Source organism: Ideonella oryzae (assembly GCF_024055665.1).
Classification (GTDB): Bacteria; Pseudomonadota; Gammaproteobacteria; order Burkholderiales; family Burkholderiaceae_C; genus Ideonella; species Ideonella oryzae.
Genome location: NZ_JAMXMC010000003.1, coordinates 112,346 through 131,113, shown reverse-complemented (window position 1 = coordinate 131,113; position 18,768 = coordinate 112,346). Strand labels below are relative to the sequence as shown.

General features: G+C 68.6%; 17 protein-coding genes. 12 read left to right on the top strand and 5 right to left on the bottom strand.

Going from position 1 to position 18,768, the window contains the following annotated elements; translation table 11 throughout:
* Positions 1 to 12 precede the first annotated feature (12 nt).
* From M0L44_RS05670 to bufB, 3 genes are all read left to right on the top strand, one after another.
* Positions 13 to 1,923: a propionate--CoA ligase gene (locus M0L44_RS05670; RefSeq protein WP_252768684.1), complete on the top strand. Its 1,911-nt coding sequence runs from the start codon at positions 13 to 15 to the stop codon at positions 1,921 to 1,923.
* Positions 1,924 to 2,122: 199 nt separating this feature from the next.
* Positions 2,123 to 2,407 carry a BufA2 family periplasmic bufferin-type metallophore gene (gene bufA2 / locus M0L44_RS05665; RefSeq protein ID WP_252768683.1) on the top strand — a complete coding sequence of 95 codons (285 nt, stop codon included), beginning with the start codon at positions 2,123 to 2,125 and terminating at the stop codon, positions 2,405 to 2,407.
* Between the two features lie 61 nt (positions 2,408 to 2,468).
* Positions 2,469 to 4,184 carry an MNIO family bufferin maturase gene (gene bufB / locus M0L44_RS22155; protein ID WP_354004098.1) on the top strand — a complete coding sequence of 572 codons (1,716 nt, stop codon included), beginning with the start codon at positions 2,469 to 2,471 and terminating at the stop codon, positions 4,182 to 4,184.
* Between the two features lie 10 nt (positions 4,185 to 4,194).
* Here the strand turns inward: bufB and M0L44_RS05650 are convergent, their stop codons facing one another.
* The 5 genes from M0L44_RS05650 to M0L44_RS05630 form a co-directional block, all read right to left on the bottom strand.
* Positions 4,195 to 4,788, bottom strand: coding sequence for a CBS domain-containing protein (locus M0L44_RS05650; protein WP_252768682.1), 594 nt, complete (start codon positions 4,786 to 4,788; stop codon positions 4,195 to 4,197).
* Between the two features lie 100 nt (positions 4,789 to 4,888).
* Entirely contained in the window at positions 4,889 to 5,512 is a 624-nt protein-coding gene (locus M0L44_RS05645; protein ID WP_252768681.1) for a PqiC family protein, read from the bottom strand.
* A 21-nt stretch (positions 5,513 to 5,533) separates the two neighbouring features.
* On the bottom strand, positions 5,534 to 6,541 hold the full coding sequence (locus tag M0L44_RS05640) for an MlaD family protein (RefSeq protein ID WP_252768680.1): 1,008 nt from the start codon (positions 6,539 to 6,541) through the stop codon (positions 5,534 to 5,536).
* Positions 6,538 to 7,320, bottom strand: coding sequence for an ABC transporter ATP-binding protein (locus M0L44_RS05635; protein ID WP_252768679.1), 783 nt, complete (start codon positions 7,318 to 7,320; stop codon positions 6,538 to 6,540). The genes M0L44_RS05640 and M0L44_RS05635 overlap by 4 nt, the downstream gene beginning before the upstream one ends.
* Positions 7,321 to 7,322: 2 nt before the next feature.
* Complete coding sequence (locus tag M0L44_RS05630) at positions 7,323 to 8,456, bottom strand: MlaE family ABC transporter permease (RefSeq protein WP_252768678.1); 1,134 nt, start codon at positions 8,454 to 8,456, stop codon at positions 7,323 to 7,325.
* Positions 8,457 to 8,684: 228 nt separating this feature from the next.
* Between M0L44_RS05630 and M0L44_RS05625 the strand changes: the two genes are divergently transcribed.
* The 9 genes from M0L44_RS05625 (at position 8,685) to M0L44_RS05585 (ending at position 18,760) form a co-directional block, all read left to right on the top strand.
* On the top strand, positions 8,685 to 9,584 hold the full coding sequence (locus M0L44_RS05625; RefSeq protein ID WP_252768677.1) for a LysR family transcriptional regulator: 900 nt from the start codon (positions 8,685 to 8,687) through the stop codon (positions 9,582 to 9,584).
* 60 nt (positions 9,585 to 9,644) lie between these two features.
* Positions 9,645 to 11,057, top strand: a complete 1,413-nt coding sequence (gene leuC / locus M0L44_RS05620; RefSeq protein WP_252768676.1) for a 3-isopropylmalate dehydratase large subunit — start codon at positions 9,645 to 9,647, stop codon at positions 11,055 to 11,057.
* Between the two features lie 11 nt (positions 11,058 to 11,068).
* Positions 11,069 to 11,206, top strand: coding sequence for an entericidin A/B family lipoprotein (locus M0L44_RS05615; protein WP_435526388.1), 138 nt, complete (start codon positions 11,069 to 11,071; stop codon positions 11,204 to 11,206).
* A 9-nt stretch (positions 11,207 to 11,215) separates the two neighbouring features.
* The gene (gene leuD / locus M0L44_RS05610) at positions 11,216 to 11,866 is read left to right on the top strand and encodes a 3-isopropylmalate dehydratase small subunit (RefSeq protein ID WP_252768675.1); all 651 of its coding nucleotides are present in this window, start codon (positions 11,216 to 11,218) and stop codon (positions 11,864 to 11,866) included.
* A gap of 47 nt (positions 11,867 to 11,913) precedes the next feature.
* On the top strand, positions 11,914 to 13,005 hold the full coding sequence (leuB, locus tag M0L44_RS05605) for a 3-isopropylmalate dehydrogenase (RefSeq protein WP_252768905.1): 1,092 nt from the start codon (positions 11,914 to 11,916) through the stop codon (positions 13,003 to 13,005).
* 97 nt (positions 13,006 to 13,102) lie between these two features.
* Positions 13,103 to 14,230, top strand: coding sequence for an aspartate-semialdehyde dehydrogenase (asd, locus tag M0L44_RS05600; protein ID WP_252768674.1), 1,128 nt, complete (start codon positions 13,103 to 13,105; stop codon positions 14,228 to 14,230).
* A 298-nt stretch (positions 14,231 to 14,528) separates the two neighbouring features.
* The gene (locus M0L44_RS05595; RefSeq protein WP_252768673.1) at positions 14,529 to 17,255 is read left to right on the top strand and encodes a FimV/HubP family polar landmark protein; all 2,727 of its coding nucleotides are present in this window, start codon (positions 14,529 to 14,531) and stop codon (positions 17,253 to 17,255) included.
* Positions 17,242 to 18,081, top strand: coding sequence for a tRNA pseudouridine(38-40) synthase TruA (gene truA, locus M0L44_RS05590; RefSeq protein WP_252768672.1), 840 nt, complete (start codon positions 17,242 to 17,244; stop codon positions 18,079 to 18,081). Before M0L44_RS05595 ends, truA begins: the two co-directional genes overlap by 14 nt.
* A gap of 19 nt (positions 18,082 to 18,100) precedes the next feature.
* On the top strand, positions 18,101 to 18,760 hold the full coding sequence (locus M0L44_RS05585) for a phosphoribosylanthranilate isomerase (protein ID WP_252768671.1): 660 nt from the start codon (positions 18,101 to 18,103) through the stop codon (positions 18,758 to 18,760).
* The last annotated feature ends 8 nt before the right edge of the window (positions 18,761 to 18,768 follow it).

The window sequence follows — 18,768 nt, the reverse complement described above, 5'->3', positions numbered from 1 at the left end:
GAGGAGACAAGCATGAGCCTGACCTACCACTCCTACCAGGAGTTTCACCGCGCTTCCATCGACCAACGCGACGCCTTCTGGGCGGAGCAGGCCCAGCTGATCGACTGGCACAAGCCCTACGAGCAGGTGTGCGACTACAGCCAGCCGCCGTTCGCCAAGTGGTTCGCCGGTGGGCAGACCAATCTGTGTCACAACGCGGTCGACCGCCACCTGGCGACGCGTCCGGACCAGAACGCGCTGATCTTCGTTTCCACCGAGACGAACACGGAAAAGACCTACAGCTTCCGTGAGCTGCATGCCGAGGTGCAGCGCATGGCTGCCATCCTGAAGGCCCAGGGCGTGGTCAAGGGCGACCGCGTGCTGATCTACATGCCGATGATCGCCGAGGCCTGCTTTGCGATGCTGGCCTGTGTGCGCATCGGTGCCATCCACTCGGTTGTGTTCGGCGGCTTTGCCAGCCACTCGCTGGCCACCCGCATCGACGATGCACAGCCCAAGGTCATCGTCAGCGCCGATGCCGGCATGCGTGGCGGCAAGGTGGTGCCCTACAAGCATCTGCTGGACGAGGCCATCAACCTGTCCAGCCACAAGCCCACCGCGGTGCTGATGGTCAACCGCGGTCTGGCCGATTTCGCCAAGGTCGAGGGCCGCGACATCGACTACGCCAGCGAGCGTGAACGTCACCTGAATGCCGAGGTGCCCTGCGAGTGGGTGGACAGCACCCACCCGAGCTACATCCTCTACACCAGCGGCACCACCGGCAAGCCCAAGGGCGTGCAGCGCGATACCGCCGGCTATGCGGTGGCCCTGGCCGCGTCGATGAAGCACATCTACCTGGGCGAGCCGGGTGAAACCTATTTCTCCACCAGCGACATCGGCTGGGTGGTGGGCCACAGCTACATCATCTACGGCCCGCTGATCAACGGCATGGCCACCATCATGTACGAAGGCCTGCCCATCCGTCCGGATGCCGGCATCTGGTGGAGCCTGGTCGAGAAGTACAAGGTTTCGGTGATGTTCTCGGCGCCCACCGCGGCCCGCGTGCTCAAGAAGCAGGACCCGGCCTACCTCAGCAAGTACGACCTCTCCAGCCTGAAGGCCCTGTTCCTGGCCGGCGAGCCGCTGGACGAGCCCACCGCCACCTGGATGGCCGACGCGATCAAGAAGCCCATCATCGACAACTATTGGCAGACCGAAACCGGCTGGCCCATCATGGCCATCTGCAATGGCGTCGAGAAGGCGCCCACCAAGTTCGGCTCGCCGGGCAAGGCGGTCTATGGCTACGACATCAAGCTGATCGACGAAGTCTCCGGCGAGGAGATCACCGAGGCGAACAAGAAGGGTGTGATCGCGGTCGAGGGGCCGCTGCCCCCGGGCTGCCTGCAGACCATCTGGGGCGACGACGCCCGCTTCGTCAAGACCTACTGGTCCAGCATCCACAACCGGGTCATGTACAGCACCTTCGACTGGGGCGTGCGCGACGCGGACGGCTACTTCTACATCCTGGGTCGCACCGACGACGTGATCAACGTGGCCGGCCACCGCCTGGGCACCCGCGAGATCGAGGAGAGCATCTCCAGCCACCCGAACGTGGCCGAAGTGGCGGTGGTGGGCGTGGCCGACCAGCTCAAGGGCCAGGTGGCCGTGGCCTTCGCGGTGCTGAAGGACCCGGGCAAGGCGGCCACGGCCGAGCAGGCCAAGGCGCACGAGGCCGAGATCATGAAGGTCGTCGACGATCAGCTGGGGGCCGTGGCTCGGCCGGCCATGGTCAAGTTCGTCAACGTGCTGCCCAAGACCCGCAGCGGCAAGCTGCTGCGGCGCGCCATTCAGGCGGTGTGCGAGGGCCGCGACCCTGGCGACCTGACCACCATGGAGGATCCGGCCGCGCTGCAACAGGTCAAGGATCTGGTCTCGACCCAGTGAGTGCCTTCGAGGCCTCGGAACCAGCCGCCTTCGGGCGGCTTTTTTCTTGGGCCTTTCAGCTTTCTCGCGTGGGGTGTGTAAGGAACGCCGTGGGTCGGCGACAGAGTCCTGTCGGCCCCAGAGGATCGCGCAGGCGATGACGAGGGCAGGCATTCCACACCCGTGTGCCCACGGCACCCATCGATCGAGGAACTGAACCATGAACAGCAAGCTTGCCACCCTGTCTTCCTACCTGCTGGGCGCCAGCGCCCTGGCGGTCTCCGGCCTGGCCGCGGCGGCCACGGCCCCTGCCGGTGCCACCGGCGCTGCCGTGGGCGCAGCCGACACCGTGCACTGCTACGAGGTCAACAGCTGCAAGGGCATGTCCGACTGCAAGACCACCGACCACGCTTGCAAGGGCCAGAACAGCTGCAAGGGGCAGGGCTTCAAGGCCATGGACGCCAAGAGCTGCCTGGTCAAGGGCGGGGTCATCAGCGATCTGTGAGCCCGATGTCCTGAGCCCAGGCCGGGGCGGCGGTTTGCCGCCTCGGCCGGAAAGTCGCGTCATGCACCACATCGCTCCCCCCGTTTGCACGCCCGCTCTGCAGCCCAGGTTTGGACTGGGACTGCGGAGCGCGCATTACGCCGATGTCCTGGCTGCGCCCCAGCCGGTGGATTGGCTGGAGATCATCACCGACAACTTTTTGGTCGAAGGGGGCAAGCCCCTGGCCCTGCTGGAGCGCTTTCGCGCCGCCTACCCCATGGCCCTGCATGGCGTGGCCCTGTCCCTGGGGGGCACCGATCCGCTGGATCTGGACTACTTGCGGCGGGTGCGACGCCTGGCCGATCGCGTTGAGCCGATGTGGGTGTCCGAGCACCTGTGCTGGACAGGGCAGGGTGGGCGGGTGCTGCACGACCTCTACCCCTTGCCGTACACCGAGGAATGCGCGTGCCACCTGGTGTCCCGCATCCGCCAGGCCCAGGATGTGCTGGGCCGGCACCTGGTGCTGGAGAACGTTTCCAGCTACATCCGCTACCGCGCGTCCGAGGCCACCGAGTGGGACTTCCTGGCCCATGTGGCCGAAGAGGCCGATTGCGAGCTGCTGGTGGATGTGAACAACATCCATGTCAGCAGCGTCAACCATGGCTTTGACCCGCTCGCTTACCTGGCGGCCCTGCCGGCCCACCGCGTGCGGCAGATCCACCTGGCCGGGCATTCCCGCCAGGGGGACTTTCTGATCGACACCCACGACCAGCCTGTGGCGCCGGAGGTCTGGTCACTCTATGCCGAGGCCTGTCGTCGCTTCGGCCCGGTGGCCACGATGATCGAGCGTGACGATGACATTCCGCCGCTGGCGGATCTGCTCCAGGAGCTGGACCAGGCCCGGGCCGTCGCCCGCGAGGCCTTGGCCATTCGGATCGACCCTGCGGCGGACCGCGGCGGTCTGGCGCCGGCCCCGCCGGGCCTGGCCGCGCCACAGGCGCTCGAGACTGTGCAGGCCGCGCTGGCCGAGATGGTGCTCGCGTCCGAAGCGCCTGTGCACGCACCTGAGATGCTGGCGGCGGAGGGGCCGCTGCCGGGCCTGCGCGGTGCGCAGGTCTACCACCACGCCTACCGGGCCCGCTTGCATGACGCGCTGGCAGACAGCTTCCCCTGCCTGCACCGCTACCTGGGCGATGCACAGTTCGCCGAGCTGGCCTGCTGGCATGCCGAGACCCTTCCACCCCGGGTGAGGAGCCTGGGCGAGTATGGGGCGGACCTTCCGGCCCGTCTGGCCGCGCGGTACCGCCGGCATCCGGAGGTGGCTGAACTGGCCGCTCTGGAATGGGCACTGCGCCGCGTCTTCGACGCCGCCGATGTGCCGGCCTGGACCCCTGCCGACATCGCATCAGAAGGGCCGGAGGCCTGCCTGGCGCAGTGGCCGGTGCAGCACCCCACGCTGAGCTTGCTGTGGTTGCACACTGCCGCGCCGACCCTTTGGCAAGCGCTGCACACCCTGCCGGGTGGGCAGGACGATGAATCACCGACGCTGCCCGCGTTGCAACAGCCTGCCGAGCCGCGTCCAGTCCTGGTCTGGCGCAAAGGACTGCAGCCTCACTTCATGAGCCTGGTCGACCCGGCCGAGGCCGCCTGGCTGGCTTTGTTGGGCGAGCCGGGGCAGAGCATCGCCCGGTCTCTGGTCGAACTGGAGGCGCGCGGCCAGGCGCCAGCGCAGGCCGTGTTCGCGCAGTGGCTGGCCCGCTGCTGGGAGCAGGGCTGGCTGCGCAAGGACGGTGGCTGAAGAGGCGGTCTCAGCGTTCGGCGGCTGGCATGCCCGGCGTGCCCCAGGGCTTGAACACCACCCGGCGGGGTGTGGCGGCAACCGCGGGTTGGGGCGCCGGCGCGGCAGGCCCCTGGTGGCTGGCCGCCGACGGGGTTGGCGGCGCCGTCAGTGCGCCCCGCTCCTGTGTTTCGCGCAGCAGCCCGCTGCGCAGGGCCTGAGCCAGCTCGGTGAGCTCACCGGCCATGGCTTCCAGCAGGTCGTCGGCAGAGATCAGACCGACCAGGGCATGTTCCTCGTTGACCACCAGCAGTCGCCGCACGCCGGCTTCGCGCATCGCGTGGGCGGCTTCGCCCAGGCTGGACCGGGCAGGCACGACCACCGGCTCGCCGCCCACCAGGGCGCCGACGTGCAACTGATCGATGGGCAGTTCCCGGGCCAGCACCTCCACGGCCAGGTCGCGGTCGGTCAGCATGCCCAGTACATGCGGGTGCGGGCCATCCTGGCGGTTCACCACCACCAGGGCGCCCACATGCTGGGTGCGCATCAGCCGCGCGGCATCGGCCAGCGTGGCAGTGTCATCAACCGCCACCAGGGGGTGGTGGCACAGGCGGGTCAGGCTCATGGGGTGGCTCCAGATGGGACAAATCCAGCATGGATTCGATCACCTGTGCCCTTGTGAGTCTTGATGTCGCTCAATCGGCGATGGGGTTGGGGCCGCCGGCTCAGGGTTGGTCCGCGGTCCGTGCAATGTCCTGGGCCAGCGCCCACAGCGCCTCGCGGTGGGCGGTCACCAGCGTATCGGGGGCGGCGTCCTTCAGGGGGCGTCGAAGCTCGAACTGGCGCACCAGCGCAGGCGTGTGCCCGTCGCCGTCGGCCAGCCACCAACGCGCGGCCAGATCGAACTGTTGGCCATCGGCGGACACCTCGAAGGTCAGCACCTCGACCCTCAGCACCCGTTGTGCGCGCAGGCCTGTGGGCAAGGGGGCGGCCCAGACCTTGTCGGTGCCCCTGAGGCGGGCCAGGTCGGCGCGCAGCACCCGCGGCACGGCATCACGCAAGGGCTCGGCCCAGCGCTGGCCCGGCAGGGCGCGCAGGCCGGTGGCGCCACTGGGCCACAGCAGGGCGTCCCGGTCCAGGTACTCGGGCAGCCGCACGCTGGACAGCAGCCAGACGTCTGCGGCGGCCGCAACCCCCGGCGCGGGGACTGCGCCCGGGGGGGCGCTGGGCAGGCGGTAGAGCGCCACGGGCGGCGAACTGCCGCAGGCCGCCAGGGCCAGCAGCAGGGAGACGATGGCGCCACCCAGGGCGAGCCGCGCTTTGGATTGGGGGGGGCAGGGTGTGGACATGGGCTGCTTTCCGGGCACCGCTCAGCGGCGGCCCTTGATCACCGATTCGGGCTGCTCGTCCAGGGTGTTGGCCAGCTCGCGCAGCTCGCGTGCGGCCTGGGAGACGTCGTGCAAGGCGCGCTGGAGGTTCTGGTTCATCGGCGAGTCGTCGCCAACGGCGTCGCGCAGGGCGGCCGCGCTGCGGGAGAGCTCGTCGGCCGAGCGGTTGAGGTTCAGCATCAGCGGCGAATCGGGCCCGAAGTTGGCTCCCACGCGCTGCGACGTCCCTTTCACGCTGCTGGCGGCCTCTCCCACCCGTTGCATGCTCAGCTTGGTGGTGGCCAGGGTGTCCTGGGCCGAATCCAGCAGCGGGTTGAGCCGCTTGTCCAGCGTGTTGCTGACCCGGCGCAGGTTGTCCGTCGCGACCTCGAGGTTCTTCAGCACATGGTCGGCCTCGGGCCCGCTGACCATGCGGCGGGTGGAACTGGCGATGGCTGACACGTCGTCCACCAGGCGCCGCAGGTCCAGGTTGTCCACCTGGTTGCGCAGCTCCTGAAAGGCGGTGGCGATGGTGGGGATCTCGCTTTGCGTGTTGTCGCTGATGTAGTGGGCGGGCTTCTCGGGGCGGAAGTCCAGGTCCACATAGAGCTGGCCGGTCAGCAGGCTCTGGGTGGCCAGCTGGGCCCGCAGGCCGCGCTGCACCAGACCGGGCAAGGTGTTTTCTCCGCCGCTGTCGGCCTTGTGGCCGGTGATGCTGGCCACCAGCTCGCGGTCCAGTTCCGCGGTCACGGGGATGGTCACGTTGCGGGTGTCGGCGTCATAGGCCACGCCGATGGCGCTGACGCTGCCCAGGCGCACGCCGCGGAAGACGACCGGCGCGCCGACCTGCAGCCCGTAGACCGAGCCGGCGTAGTGCATCACGACCTTCTGCTTGTGCACCAGCAGCCGACCGCCGGCCAGCGTGACGACGGCCACGAACAGCACGACCAGCCCGATCACCACGAACAGGCCCAGCATGGCGGGATGGGTCTTGCGGTGGGCGGCGCTCATGGTCGGTTCCCCCGGCGCAGGAACTGGCGCACCGGCTCGGGGCCGTGTTCCAGCAATGCGCGCGGCGCGTCGATTGCGGTCATCGTCTTCTCCTTGGCATCCAGGAACAGGGCGCGGTCGGCCACGGCAAAGATGCTGTCGAGTTCGTGGGTCACCATCACGATGGTGGTGCCCAGGTGGTCGCGCAGGCTGAGGATGAGCTCGTCCAGCCGCGCAGAGGTGAGGGGGTCGAGCCCGGCAGAGGGTTCATCCAGGTAGAGCAGGGGGGCGTCCAGGGCCATGGCGCGGGCGATGGCGGCACGCTTCTTCATGCCGCCCGAAAGCGCTGCGGGCGAGGCATCGAAGGCGCCATCCAGTCCCACCAGGGCCAGCTTGAAGCGTGCCAGGGTCTCGATCTGGTCGTCTTCCAGGTCGGTGTACTCGCGCAGCGGCAGCATCACGTTCTCGCCCACGCTCATGCTGCTCCACAGTGCGCCGGCCTGGAACATCACGCCGAAGGAGCGCCGCACGGTGTCGAGCTGGTCCTCGTCGGCTTCGGCCAGGTCGATGTCGCCATAGTGGATGTGTCCGGCAGCCGGGGCCTGCAGGCCGATCAGGTGGCGCAGCAGGGTGCTCTTGCCGCAGCCGCTGCCGCCCACCAGCACCAGGATCTCGCCGGGCTGCACCGCAAAGCTCAGGTCGTGCTGGACGACCTTCTCGCCAAAGGCCATGGTCAGTCCCTCCACCCGGACCAAGGGCGGGGGCGATGCAGGCGCAGTGGATGGCGTGTCGGTGCCCATGTTCACCACCCCAGGCGCTGGAACATGATGGTCAGCACGGAGGCGGCCAGCACCATCCAGACGATGGACTGCACCACCGCGGCAGTGGTGGCATCGCCCACGGCCTGGGCGCTGCGGCCCGCGTTCAGGCCCTGACGGCAGCCGGCCAGTGCCACCAGCAGCGCATAGACGGTGCCCTTGAGCAGGCCGATCCCCAGGTGGGTCAGCGTCAGGGCCTGGCCGCTGCGCACCAGGTACTCGGCCGATTCCACGTGGTAGATGCCCACGGCCACCAGCCAGCCCGCCGCGACGCCGACGATCGCGGCATAGAGGGTGAGCAGCGGGGCCATCAGCACCATGGCCAGCACCCGCGGCAGCACCAGGTGCTCCATCGGTGGCAGGCCCAGCGAGGCCAGGGCGTCGATCTCCTCGTTGGCCTGCATGCTGCCCAGCTGGGCCGCGAAGGCGGCACCCACCCGACCGGCCAGGATGATGCCGGTCATCAGCGCGGCAATCTCGCGCACCACGCCGATGGTGACCAGGTCGGCGATGTAGATCTGGGCGCCCAGGCGCTGCAGCTGCGCTGCGCCCATGTAGGCCACGATCAGGCCGACCAGGAAACTCACCAGCGAGACGATGGGCAGGCTGGCCGGGCCGGTGGCATGCAACTGGAGCATCAGGTCCTCGGCCCGCATGGCGCTGCGCCCGCGCAGGCTGCGCAGCAGGGCCTGGATCAGTTCGCCGATGAAACCCAGCGTGACGCGCAGCCGGCCCTGGGATTCGGTCAGCCGCAGCCCGACACGCGCCAGCCAGCCATGGGCGGGCGGGGGCGCGCCTGGGCTGGCTTCGGCGGCCTGGGCCAGGGCCAGGACCTCGCCCAGGCCTGCGGGCAGTCCCTCCCAGCGCAGCCGGCCGCCCGACTCGCGTGCCAGGGCCCAGAGCCGGGCCGCCAGCAGGCTGTCGAAATGGGTCAGGCCCCGCCCATCCACCACCAGCGGGCCGGTGGAGGGGGCGGCCGGCCACCGCAACCCGCCGTCACGGCCATCCCCCGTCAGCACCAAGCGGGATTCCGCATCCCCCTGCTGCTGCCAGCGGAGCGTGGCGTCAGCGGGGGGCGCGTGTGGGGACGGGGCTGCTGCGGGCGGGGTCTCGGTCATGCGTGAGAGGCGGGGCGGCTGGAGAGGCGGCCTGAGGGTCGACTGTAGTCGCTGCCAGGGCCTGCTGCCCGAAAGGCAAGTGGACTGACGCGGGCGAGGCGCTTGCGGGCGGTGTCGCAGACGCGAGAGAATTCGCTGTACACGAACGCTCGGTGGTCGATCTCCGAGTGCATGTTTTTGAGCCTTCGTGCAATATCGCGTTTCTCCCCTCAGGGAGCCCTTGCCACCATGCGCTTCGATCTGGTCACGCTCAATCTGGTGCTCGCCATCGCCGAGACCCGCAACATCACGCGGGCCGCGGAGCGCGAGCATCTGGCGCTGGCCGCCGCGAGCAAGCGCCTGAAGGACCTGGAGACCCGCCTGGGCGTGCAGCTGTTCGAACGCCGCGCCCGCGGGGTGGAGACGACCGAGGCCGGGCGTGCGCTGGTGCGTCACATCCGCAGCCTCAATGCATCCCTGCATGCGCTGGAGAGCGAGGTGGTCGAGTTCAGTCGCGGCATCAAGGGGCACCTGCGGGTGGCGGCCAACGCGGCAGCCATCGCGGAATCCCTGCCGGGCGACCTGGCGGCCTTTTCGCGGGAGCATCCGCAGATCCGCATCAGCCTGGAAGACCTGACCAGCGCGGAAGTGCAGGCGGCCGTGGCCGAGGGCCGCGCCGATGTGGGCATCTTCGTCGGCCCGGCCACCGATGGCCGCCTGAGCACCTGGCCCTACCGTGCCGGTGACCTGGCCGTGGCCCTGCCGCACGGCCATGTGCTGGCGGCCTCGGGCGGTGCGCTGAACTTCGACCAACTGCTCGATTTCGACATCGTCGGCTTGCCCAGCGGTGCTTCGGTGCACCAACGCATGCTGCAGCGCGCCCTGGAGGCCGGCCGCACCCTGAATGCGCGCCTGCAGGTGCGGGGCTTCGACGCCATTGCCCAGCTGGTGGATGCCGGCCTGGGGGTGGCGGTGCTGCCCGCGGCCGTGGCCCAACGTTTTGCCCGCCTGTTCGCCATCGAGGTGCGTCCGCTGGACGAGCCCTGGGCGCACCGGCGCTATCTGCTGGCCGCGCGCAGCCAGCCCGTGCTGCCCACGGTGGTGCAGCGTTTTATCGACGCCCTGGTGGCCCGTGCCGCCGAGGCCTGAATCCCCGACAATCCCGCCTCTGGCTTTTTCGCCATTTCTCCAGCCACAGAAGCCCTTGCCATGACCGCTCGCACCCTCTACGACAAGCTGTGGGACGACCATGTCGTCCACACCGAGGAAGACGGCACTGCCGTGCTCTACATCGACCGCCAGCTGCTGCACGAAGTGACCAGCCCGCAGGCCTTCGAAGGCCTGGACCTGGCCGGCCGCAAGGTCTGGCGCCTGTCGGCCAACCTGGCGGTGAGCGACCACAACGTGCCCACCACCGACCGCAGCCAGGGCATTGCCGACCCGGTCTCCAAGCTGCAGGTGGACACGCTGGATGCCAACTGCGACCGCGTGGGCATCACCCAGTTCAAGATGGGCGATGTGCGCCAAGGCATCGTGCACGTGATCGGCCCGGAGCAGGGCGCCACGCTGCCCGGCATGACGGTGGTCTGCGGTGACAGCCACACCTCCACCCACGGCGCCTTCGGCGCGCTGGCCCACGGTATCGGCACCTCCGAGGTGGAGCATGTGCTGGCCACCCAGACCCTGCTGGCCAAGAAGGCCAGGAACATGCTGGTCAAGGTCGACGGCCAGGTGGCCAAGGGCGTTGGCGCCAAGGACATCGTGCTGGCCATCATCGGCAAGATCGGCACGGCCGGTGGCACCGGCTACACCATCGAGTTCGCCGGCTCGGCCATCCGCGCGCTGAGCATGGAAGGCCGCATGACGGTGTGCAACATGGCCATTGAGGCGGGCGCGCGCGCCGGCCTGGTGGCGGTGGACGACACCACGATCCGCTACGTCCAGGGCCGCCCCTTCAGCCCCAGCGGCGTGGAGCTGGAGCAGGCCATCGCCTACTGGCGCACGCTGCACTCCGACCCTGGTGCCCACTTCGACAAGGTGGTGGAGCTGGACGCCGCGCAGATCCGTCCGCAGGTCACCTGGGGTACCTCGCCCGAGATGGTGCTGTCCATCGAGGACCGCGTGCCCGATCCCGACAAGGAGAAGGATGCCGTCAAGCGCGACGCGATGGAACGCGCGCTGACCTACATGGGCCTGGAGCCCAACAAGGCGCTGGCCGATGTGCGCATCGACAAGGTCTTCATCGGCTCGTGCACCAACAGCCGCATCGAGGACATGCGGGAGGCCGCCGCGGTGGTCAAGCGCGTGGGCGGGCGCATCGCCGCCAACGTCAAGCTGGCGCTGGTGGTGCCGGGCTCCGGCCTGGTGAAGGCGCAGGCCGAGGCCGAGGGCCTGGACCAGGTCTTCAAGGCTGCCGGCTTCGAGTGGCGCGAGCCGGGCTGCAGCATGTGCCTGGCGATGAACGCCGACCGGCTGGAGCCGGGCGAGCGTTGCGCGTCCACTTCCAACCGCAATTTCGAGGGCCGTCAGGGCGCGGGGGGGCGCACCCACCTGGTGAGCCCAGCCATGGCCGCCGCCGCCGCGATGGCCGGTCATTTCGTCGATGTGCGTCGCATCGCCTGAAGGAGCCCACCGTGATCAAGAAGCTGCTGTTCGTGCTGGCCGGTCTGTCGGTGGTGCTGCTGACCGCCTGCAACACCATCGAGGGCATGGGCAAGGACATCCAGAAGGCTGGCGAGAGCATCGAAGGTGCTGCGGCCAAGAAGAAGTGAGGCACTGACATGGACCAATTCACCGTGCACAAGGGCTTGGTGGCCCCGATGGACCGCGAGAACGTCGACACCGACGCGATCATCCCCAAGCAATTCCTGAAGTCGATCAAGCGCACCGGCTTCGGCCCGAACCTGTTCGACGAGTGGCGCTACCTGGACCACGGCGAGCCCGGGCAGGATCCGGCCACGCGCAAGCCCAACCCGGACTTCGTGCTGAACCAGCCGCGTTACCAAGGCGCCTCGGTGCTGCTGGCGCGTGCCAATTTCGGGTGTGGCTCCAGCCGCGAGCACGCCCCCTGGGCGCTGCAGCAGTACGGCTTTCGCGCCATCCTGGCGCCGAGCTTCGCCGACATCTTCTTCAACAATTGCTTTAAGAACGGCGTGCTGCCCATCGTGCTGCCGGCCTCGCAGATCGCCCGCCTGTTCGACGAGGTGGCGGCCTTCCCGGGCTATCAGCTGACCATCGACCTGCCGCGCCAGGTGGTGGTCCAGGCCGACGGCAGCGAACTGCCCTTCGAGGTGCAGCCCTTCCGCAAGTACTGCCTGGTCAACGGCTTCGACGACATCGGCCTGACCCTGCGCCACGCCGACAAGATCAAGACCTACGAGGCCGAGCGCCTGGCCCGGATGCCCTGGCTGAACCACCGCCTGCCGGGCTGAGCGCCTTCGCTTCGCCTCGAACCAAGAACCAAGGAATCCCCATGAGCATGAAGATCGCCGTGTTGCCGGGTGACGGCATTGGCACCGAAATCGTCGCCGAGGCCGTCAAGGTCCTGAAGGTGCTGGACCTGCCCTTCGAGATGGATGAGGCCAAGGTCGGCGGCGCCGCCTACGAGGCCCATGGCCACCCGCTGCCCGAGAGCACGCTGGCCCTGGCCAAGTCGGCCGACGCCATCCTGTTCGGCGCCGTGGGCGACTGGAAGTACGACACCCTGGACCGCCCGCTGCGTCCGGAGCAGGCCATCCTGGGCCTGCGCAAGCACCTGGGTTTGTTTGCCAACTTCCGCCCGGCCCTGTGCTACGAGCAGCTGACGCACGCGTCGAGCCTCAAGCCCGAGCTGGTGGCCGGCCTGGACATCCTGATCATCCGCGAGCTGACCGGCGACATCTACTTCGGCCAGCCGCGCGGCCGCCGCACCGCGGTGGACGGGCACTTCCCTGGCGCCGAAGAGGCCTTCGACACCATGCGCTACTCGCGCCCGGAGATCGAGCGCATCGCCCACGTCGCCTTCCAGGCCGCCCGCAAGCGCAACAAGAAGGTCACCAGCGTCGACAAGGCCAATGTGCTGGAGACATTCCAGTTCTGGAAGGACGTGGTCACCGAGGTCCACAAGGACTACCCGGACGTCGCGCTGGAGCACATGTACGTGGACAACGCGGCCATGCAACTGGTACGCGCGCCCAAGAAGTTCGACGTGGTGGTGACCGGCAACATGTTCGGCGACATCCTCTCGGACGAGGCCGCGATGCTGACCGGCTCCATCGGCATGCTGCCGTCGGCGTCGCTCAATGCCGAGAACCGTGGCCTGTACGAACCCAGCCACGGCAGTGCGCCGGACATCGCGGGCCAGGGCATCGCCAACCCTTTGGCTACAATCCTGTCCGCTGCCATGATGCTCCGTTTCTCACTCCAACAGCCTGAAGCCGCCGACCGGATCGAGTCGGCCGTGCGCGCTGTGCTGGCCGCGGGCTATCGCACCGTGGACATCTGGAGCGAGGGCACCCAGAAGGTGGGCACGCGTGAGATGGGTGATGCGGTCGTGGCCGCGATCACCGGCAAAACCATTACCAAGAGCTGACAGCTCGGTTTCGTCTCGCCCCCACACCCTGGACCCCGGCGAACGAGCCGGGGGGAGTCAGGGGTCCGGGACAACACGCTTCACAAGGAAACTGGAAATGGCACTCGTAGGTTTGGTCGGCTGGCGCGGCATGGTCGGCTCGGTCCTGATGGACCGCATGGCGGCGGAAAACGACTTCGCCCACTTCGAACCCCTGTTCTTCTCGACCTCGAACGCCGGCGGCCAGGCCCCGGCCCAGGCCAAGAACGAAACCAAGCTGCAGGACGCCTTCGACATCGACGCGCTCAAGCGCTGCGACATCGTGCTGACCTGCCAGGGCGGTGACTACACCTCCGAGGTCTTCCCCAAGCTGCGCGCCGCCGGCTGGAACGGCCATTGGATCGACGCCGCCTCGACCCTGCGCATGAAGGACGACGCGGTCATCGTGCTGGATCCGGTCAACCTGCCGGTGATCAAGGATTCCCTGGCCAAGGGCGGTCGCAACTGGATCGGCGGCAACTGCACCGTGTCCTGCATGCTGATGGGCGTGGGCGCGCTGTACAAGGCCGGTCTGGTCGAGTGGATGTCCACCCAGACCTATCAAGCCGCGTCCGGTGGCGGCGCCCAGCACATGCGCGAACTGCTGACCCAGTTCGGCACCCTCAACGCCGAGGTCAAGGCCCTGCTGGACGACCCCAAGAGCGCCATCCTGGAGATCGACCGCAAGGTCATCGCCAAGCAGCGCAGCCTGTCGGCCGCCGAGACCGCCAACTTCGGCGTGCCGCTGGGTGGCTCGCTGATCCCCTGGATCGACAAGGATCTGGGCAACGGCATGAGCCGCGAAGAGTGGAAGGGCATGGCCGAAACCAACAAGATCCTCGGCCAGGGCGAGGGCTTTGGCGCCGCTGCGGTGCCGGTGGATGGCTTCTGCGTGCGGGTGGGCGCCATGCGCTGCCACAGCCAGGCCCTGACCTTCAAGCTCAAGAAGGACGTGCCGGTGGCCGACCTGGAGGCCATGATCGCCGCGGACAACGAGTGGGTGAAGGTGGTGCCCAACACCCGCGAAGCCACGATGCAGGACCTGACCCCGGTGGCCACCACCGGCACGCTGACGATTCCCGTGGGCCGCATCCGCAAGATGGCGATGGGGCCGGAGTACGTCGGCGCCTTCACCATCGGCGACCAACTGCTGTGGGGCGCGGCCGAACCGCTGCGCCGCATGCTGCGCATCCTGCTGGAAGCTTGATGTCGATCGGATTCGGCGCTTGCCGTGCCGTGTAGGCTGGTGGGCCGATCCCGCAAGACGCCTCCATCGATCGGGCGTTGTCGCAAGGCAACGCCCTTTCTTTTGGCTGTTACCAATTGCGTCAGGTGGGGGCTACTCGGGGCTACCTTAGGGATTGGATGAGTTTGGCAAGCTATATGCTTGATACATTTCGTATTTCCAGAGATGCGGCCACATTGGTGTGTCCGGGTCTGGAGCAGCCAGTCGTTGAGGTCCTGTCTCCTCACAGCTTTTGACGGATCGCGATTTCGGAGACGCTTTGAAGAATCCCACCACACCCGCCCGTGGCTACCTGCTCAGCGCCGTTGGCGCGGCAGCCTTGCTGTTTTGCCACACCTCGGCGTCGGCGTTCAGCCTGGGCCGCATGACCGTTCAGTCTGCACTGGGTGAGAACCTGCGTGCCGAGATTGAGGTCACCAACCTGTCGCCGGAAGAGGCGGCCACGCTGCAGAGCGCGATCGCTTCCGGCGAGGCCTTCCGGGCTGCCGGGGTGGACTTCAACCCCGCGCTGTCGGGGGCAGAGGCCACGCTGCAGCGCCGTTCAGACGGCCGCGCCGTGATCCGCATCGCCGGCACCCGTGCGGTCTCCGAGCCTTTCGTCGACCTGATCCTGAACTTCACCTGGTCGGGGGGGCGGCTGCAGCGTTCCTACACGCTGCTGATCGACCCGCCGACCACGAAGGCGGCGCCAGCGCCGGCCGCGCCGACCACCTCGCCTGTCCTGTCGGCCCCCCCCGCACCACGCGCGGCGGCCCCGGCGGCGGCCCGTCCGCCTGCAGCGGAGCCCGCCGCGCCCAAGCCGGTGGCTGCGGCACCCCGGCCGTCCAGCAAGCCGGCGGCGCCGGCCTCGGAGGCCTCCGACACGTACTACGTCCGTGCCGGTGACACGCTGTCTGGCATCGCCCGCCGCCATGTCCAGTCTGGTGTTTCGCTGGACCAGATGCTGGTGGGCTTGTACCGCAGCAACCCGGATGCCTTTGCCGGCAACAACATGAACCGGCTGAAGGCGGGGAGCAGGTTGTCGGTGCCCGACGCCCAGGCCGCAGGCGCCATCAGCAGCGAAGAGGCGCGGCAGGTCATCCAGGCGCAGAGTTCTGACTTCGCGGCTTTCCGTCAGCGGCTGGCCCAGTCGGCGCCTGCGGTGAAGTCGAGCCAGCCCGAACGCCAGACGTCGGGCAAGGTCGAGGCGGCCGTGCAGGACCGCAAGGCCCCGGCAGCCGGACCGGCTGACGAGCTCAAGCTGTCACGCCCCAGCGTGAAGCCGGGGGCCGAGGCCAAGGTGTCCAAGGAGACCGAGCGCAAGGCGGCCGAGGCCCGCGTGGCCGAACTGTCCCGCAACGTTCAGGAGCTGAAGAAGCTCTCCCAAGGCACAGCCGCTGCCGTGGGAGGGGCGGCGTCGACGCCGGCCAAGCCAGGCGTCGCTGTGCCGGCTGCCACCGCATCGGTGGCGGCGCCTGTGCCTGCGCCCGCGCCAGCTCCGGTGGCGTCAGCACCGATGCCGCCGGTGGCCGCCAGCACCGCCACGGTGGCGTCCTCCGTGGCTTCTGCGGTGGCTGAAGCCGCCTCGCTGCCCGCGTCCGAACCTGTCAAGCCCAAGCCGAAGGCCAAGCCGCCGGTCATGCCTGCGCCGGTCCAGGAAGAGAGCTTCGTCTCTTCCATGATGAGCAACCCCATCGTGCCGGTGGCAGGCATCAGCATCGTGGCCTTGCTGGCCGGTCTGGGCGTGACCCGGTTGCTGCGTCGGCGCAAGCAGGGGAGCGCCAGCGAGACCTCGTTTGTCGAGAGCCGCATGCAGCCGGATTCCTTCTTCGGGGTGAGTGGCGGGCAGCGGGTGGACACCCGGGATGGGGCCAGCAGTTCCTCGTCCCTGAGCTACTCACTCAGCCAGCTCGATGCCATCGGTGACGTCGATCCGGTGGCCGAGGCCGACGTGTACCTGGCCTATGGGCGTGATCTCCAGGCCGAGGAAATTCTGAAGGAGGCTCTGCGGGCGGATGGCGGTCGCGTGGCCATCCGCAGCAAGCTGCTGGAGGTCTATGCCAAGCGCGCCGACGCTCGCAGCTTCGAGACCCAGGCTCGCCAGGTGCTTGAGATGACCGGTGGCGTGGGCGACGAATGGGAGCGCGCCAAGGAACTGGGCCGCCAGGTGGATCCCGCCAACGAGCTGTACCAGCAGGGCGGCCCGATCACCGAGGTGGACATCGACACCTCCTCCGAGCCGCCGCCCGATCTGCGTGGCGACCCCGAGGACGATGCCCCCCGTGCCGCACCGATGGCTGTCGCGCCCGTGATGGCGGCTGCCCTGGAGTCGTCGGAGCATGGCCCAGACACGCAGCCGTCCGAACTGCCGCCGCTGGATCTGGACATCGATCTCGCTGCTGCATCGAAGCTGACGGGCCTGGAAAGCACCCGTCCGCTGCCCACCACCAGCGGTCTGCCAGACCTGCCTGCGGCCGAAGACGCTGCTGCAGCCCAGCACCTGCCCGAGGTGCCGGTGACCGGCATGGAGCCGTTGCCCGATCTGGCCGAGCTGCCCCCCTTCGAGGCGACGCCGGAGGCGTCCCCCCTGACGGCTGAAGAGGCCCTGCCGCAGCCCGAGGTGGAGCAGGTGAGCGAGAGCAAGTCGATGGACTTTGATTTCGGTGACCTCTCTCTGGATCTGGGGACCTCGACGGTGTCGCCGGCAGGCGATGCGGACGAGGTCACCACGGCATCGCCGGAGACGCTGGACCTGCCGCCGGTGGAATCGGCGGCTCCGGTCGCAGCAGCGCCCGCCGACACCGCGGCGGACGACTTCACCGACTCGATCGCCTTCGACCTGGAGGGCGATGCGGCCGATCCGCTGCAGCGCAAGGTCGAGCTGGCTGACGAGTTCCGCCGCATCGGCGATGTGGAAGGCGCCCGTGACCTGCTGGAAGAGGTGGTGAGCAAGGCCGCCGAACCGCTGCGCAGCAAGGCGCAGGCCATGCTGGATGAGCTTGGCTGACACCGCAGTGGCTGGCGTGCCACCGCACGCCGGCCCGGCGGTGCGGCGCATCGCCCTGGGCGTGGCCTACCGGGGCGACGCCTACCACGGTTGGCAGAGCCAGCCCAGCGGTCGGACTGTCCAGGACCATCTGGAATCCGCCCTGTCCCAGTTTGCCGCCATGCCGGTGCAGACGGTCTGCGCTGGCCGCACCGACACCGGGGTTCATGGCCTGAACCAGGTGGTCCACCTGGACACCCCGCTGCACCGCGAGCCCTTCTCCTGGGTGCGTGGCACCAACCGCTATCTGCCGCCGGACATCGCCGTCCAATGGTCGCGCGAGGTGCCGGCCAGCTTCCACGCGCGCAACAGCGCCCGCGGGCGCCGCTACTGCTACATGCTGCTGGAATCCCCCGTTCGGCCCGCCATCGAGCGGGGTGGGGTGGGGTGGATCTTCCGGCCGCTTGATGGCGAGGCCATGCGCAGCGCCGCGGCCTGCCTGATCGGTGAGCACGATTTCAGCTCCTTCCGTTCGGCCGAATGCCAGGCGCTGTCGCCCGTCAAGCGGATGGACCGGATCGCCATCGAGCGGCGTGGCGCCTACTGGCGCTTCGAGTTCGAGGCGGTGGCCTTTCTGCACCACATGGTGCGCAACCTGATGGGTTGCCTGGTGGCGGTGGGCACCGGGACGCGGCCAGCCAGCTGGATGGCCGAGGTGCTGGCAGCCCGCTCGCGGGATGCCGCGGCGCCGACCTTTGCGCCAGACGGGCTTTACTTTCTCGGGCCGAATTACGATGCCGAGCTGGATCTGCCGCGGCACACGCCCGCGATGGACTGGCTTCCCTGAGATTGAACCGCTTTCCGCCATGCGTCCCATCCCCGGCACCCCGACCCGCATCAAGATCTGTGGCCTCACCCGCGAGGTCGATGTCGATGCGGCCGTGGCCGCCGGCGCCGATGCATTGGGTTTTGTCCTCTATCCGGGCAGTGCGCGTGCGGTGACGGCCGAGCGGGCAGGGGAGTTGGCTCGGCGTCTGCCGCCCTTCGTCACGCCGGTGCTGCTGTTCGTGAACGCCGCGGACGAGGAGATCGCCCGCGGCGTGGCCGCAGTGCCTCAGGCCTTGCTCCAGTTCCATGGCGACGAGACGCCTGCCGACTGCGACCGTGTGGGGCGGCCCTACCTGCGGGCGGCACGGATGGCACCCGGATTCGATTTGTTAAACTTCGCTTCTCTCTACCCCCGTGCCAGCGGATTGCTGCTGGATGCCCATGTGGACGGCTACGGGGGCGGTGGAAAGGCATTCGATTGGTCACTCATTCCCGCAAACGTTCCCTCTCCGGTCGTTTTGTCTGGTGGGTTGAATCCTGCAAACGTGATCGAAGGGGTGATGCACGTCCGGCCCTGGGCCGTTGACGTCAGCACCGGCGTGGAAGAGGCCAAGGGCATCAAGGATGCCGGCCTGATGCGCCGGTTCTGCGAGGCGGTGCGCGAGGCCGATGCCCGCATCGCCGATGCACTCACCTGATTGCCAAG

Bases quoted from the DNA above. Each gene is read 5' to 3' on its own strand.
- M0L44_RS05670 (WP_252768684.1), top strand. From the start codon at position 13: ATGAGCCTGACCTACCACTCCTACCAGGAGTTTCACCGCGCTTCCATC.
- bufA2 (WP_252768683.1), top strand. From the start codon at position 2,123: ATGAACAGCAAGCTTGCCACCCTGTCTTCCTACCTGCTGGGCGCCAGC.
- bufB (WP_354004098.1), top strand. From the start codon at position 2,469: ATGCACCACATCGCTCCCCCCGTTTGCACGCCCGCTCTGCAGCCCAGG.
- M0L44_RS05650 (WP_252768682.1), bottom strand. From the start codon at position 4,788: ATGAGCCTGACCCGCCTGTGCCACCACCCCCTGGTGGCGGTTGATGAC.
- M0L44_RS05645 (WP_252768681.1), bottom strand. From the start codon at position 5,512: ATGTCCACACCCTGCCCCCCCCAATCCAAAGCGCGGCTCGCCCTGGGT.
- M0L44_RS05640 (WP_252768680.1), bottom strand. From the start codon at position 6,541: ATGAGCGCCGCCCACCGCAAGACCCATCCCGCCATGCTGGGCCTGTTC.
- M0L44_RS05635 (WP_252768679.1), bottom strand. From the start codon at position 7,320: ATGGGCACCGACACGCCATCCACTGCGCCTGCATCGCCCCCGCCCTTG.
- M0L44_RS05630 (WP_252768678.1), bottom strand. From the start codon at position 8,456: ATGACCGAGACCCCGCCCGCAGCAGCCCCGTCCCCACACGCGCCCCCC.
- M0L44_RS05625 (WP_252768677.1), top strand. From the start codon at position 8,685: ATGCGCTTCGATCTGGTCACGCTCAATCTGGTGCTCGCCATCGCCGAG.
- leuC (WP_252768676.1), top strand. From the start codon at position 9,645: ATGACCGCTCGCACCCTCTACGACAAGCTGTGGGACGACCATGTCGTC.
- leuD (WP_252768675.1), top strand. From the start codon at position 11,216: ATGGACCAATTCACCGTGCACAAGGGCTTGGTGGCCCCGATGGACCGC.
- leuB (WP_252768905.1), top strand. From the start codon at position 11,914: ATGAAGATCGCCGTGTTGCCGGGTGACGGCATTGGCACCGAAATCGTC.
- asd (WP_252768674.1), top strand. From the start codon at position 13,103: ATGGCACTCGTAGGTTTGGTCGGCTGGCGCGGCATGGTCGGCTCGGTC.
- truA (WP_252768672.1), top strand. From the start codon at position 17,242: ATGAGCTTGGCTGACACCGCAGTGGCTGGCGTGCCACCGCACGCCGGC.
- M0L44_RS05585 (WP_252768671.1), top strand. From the start codon at position 18,101: ATGCGTCCCATCCCCGGCACCCCGACCCGCATCAAGATCTGTGGCCTC.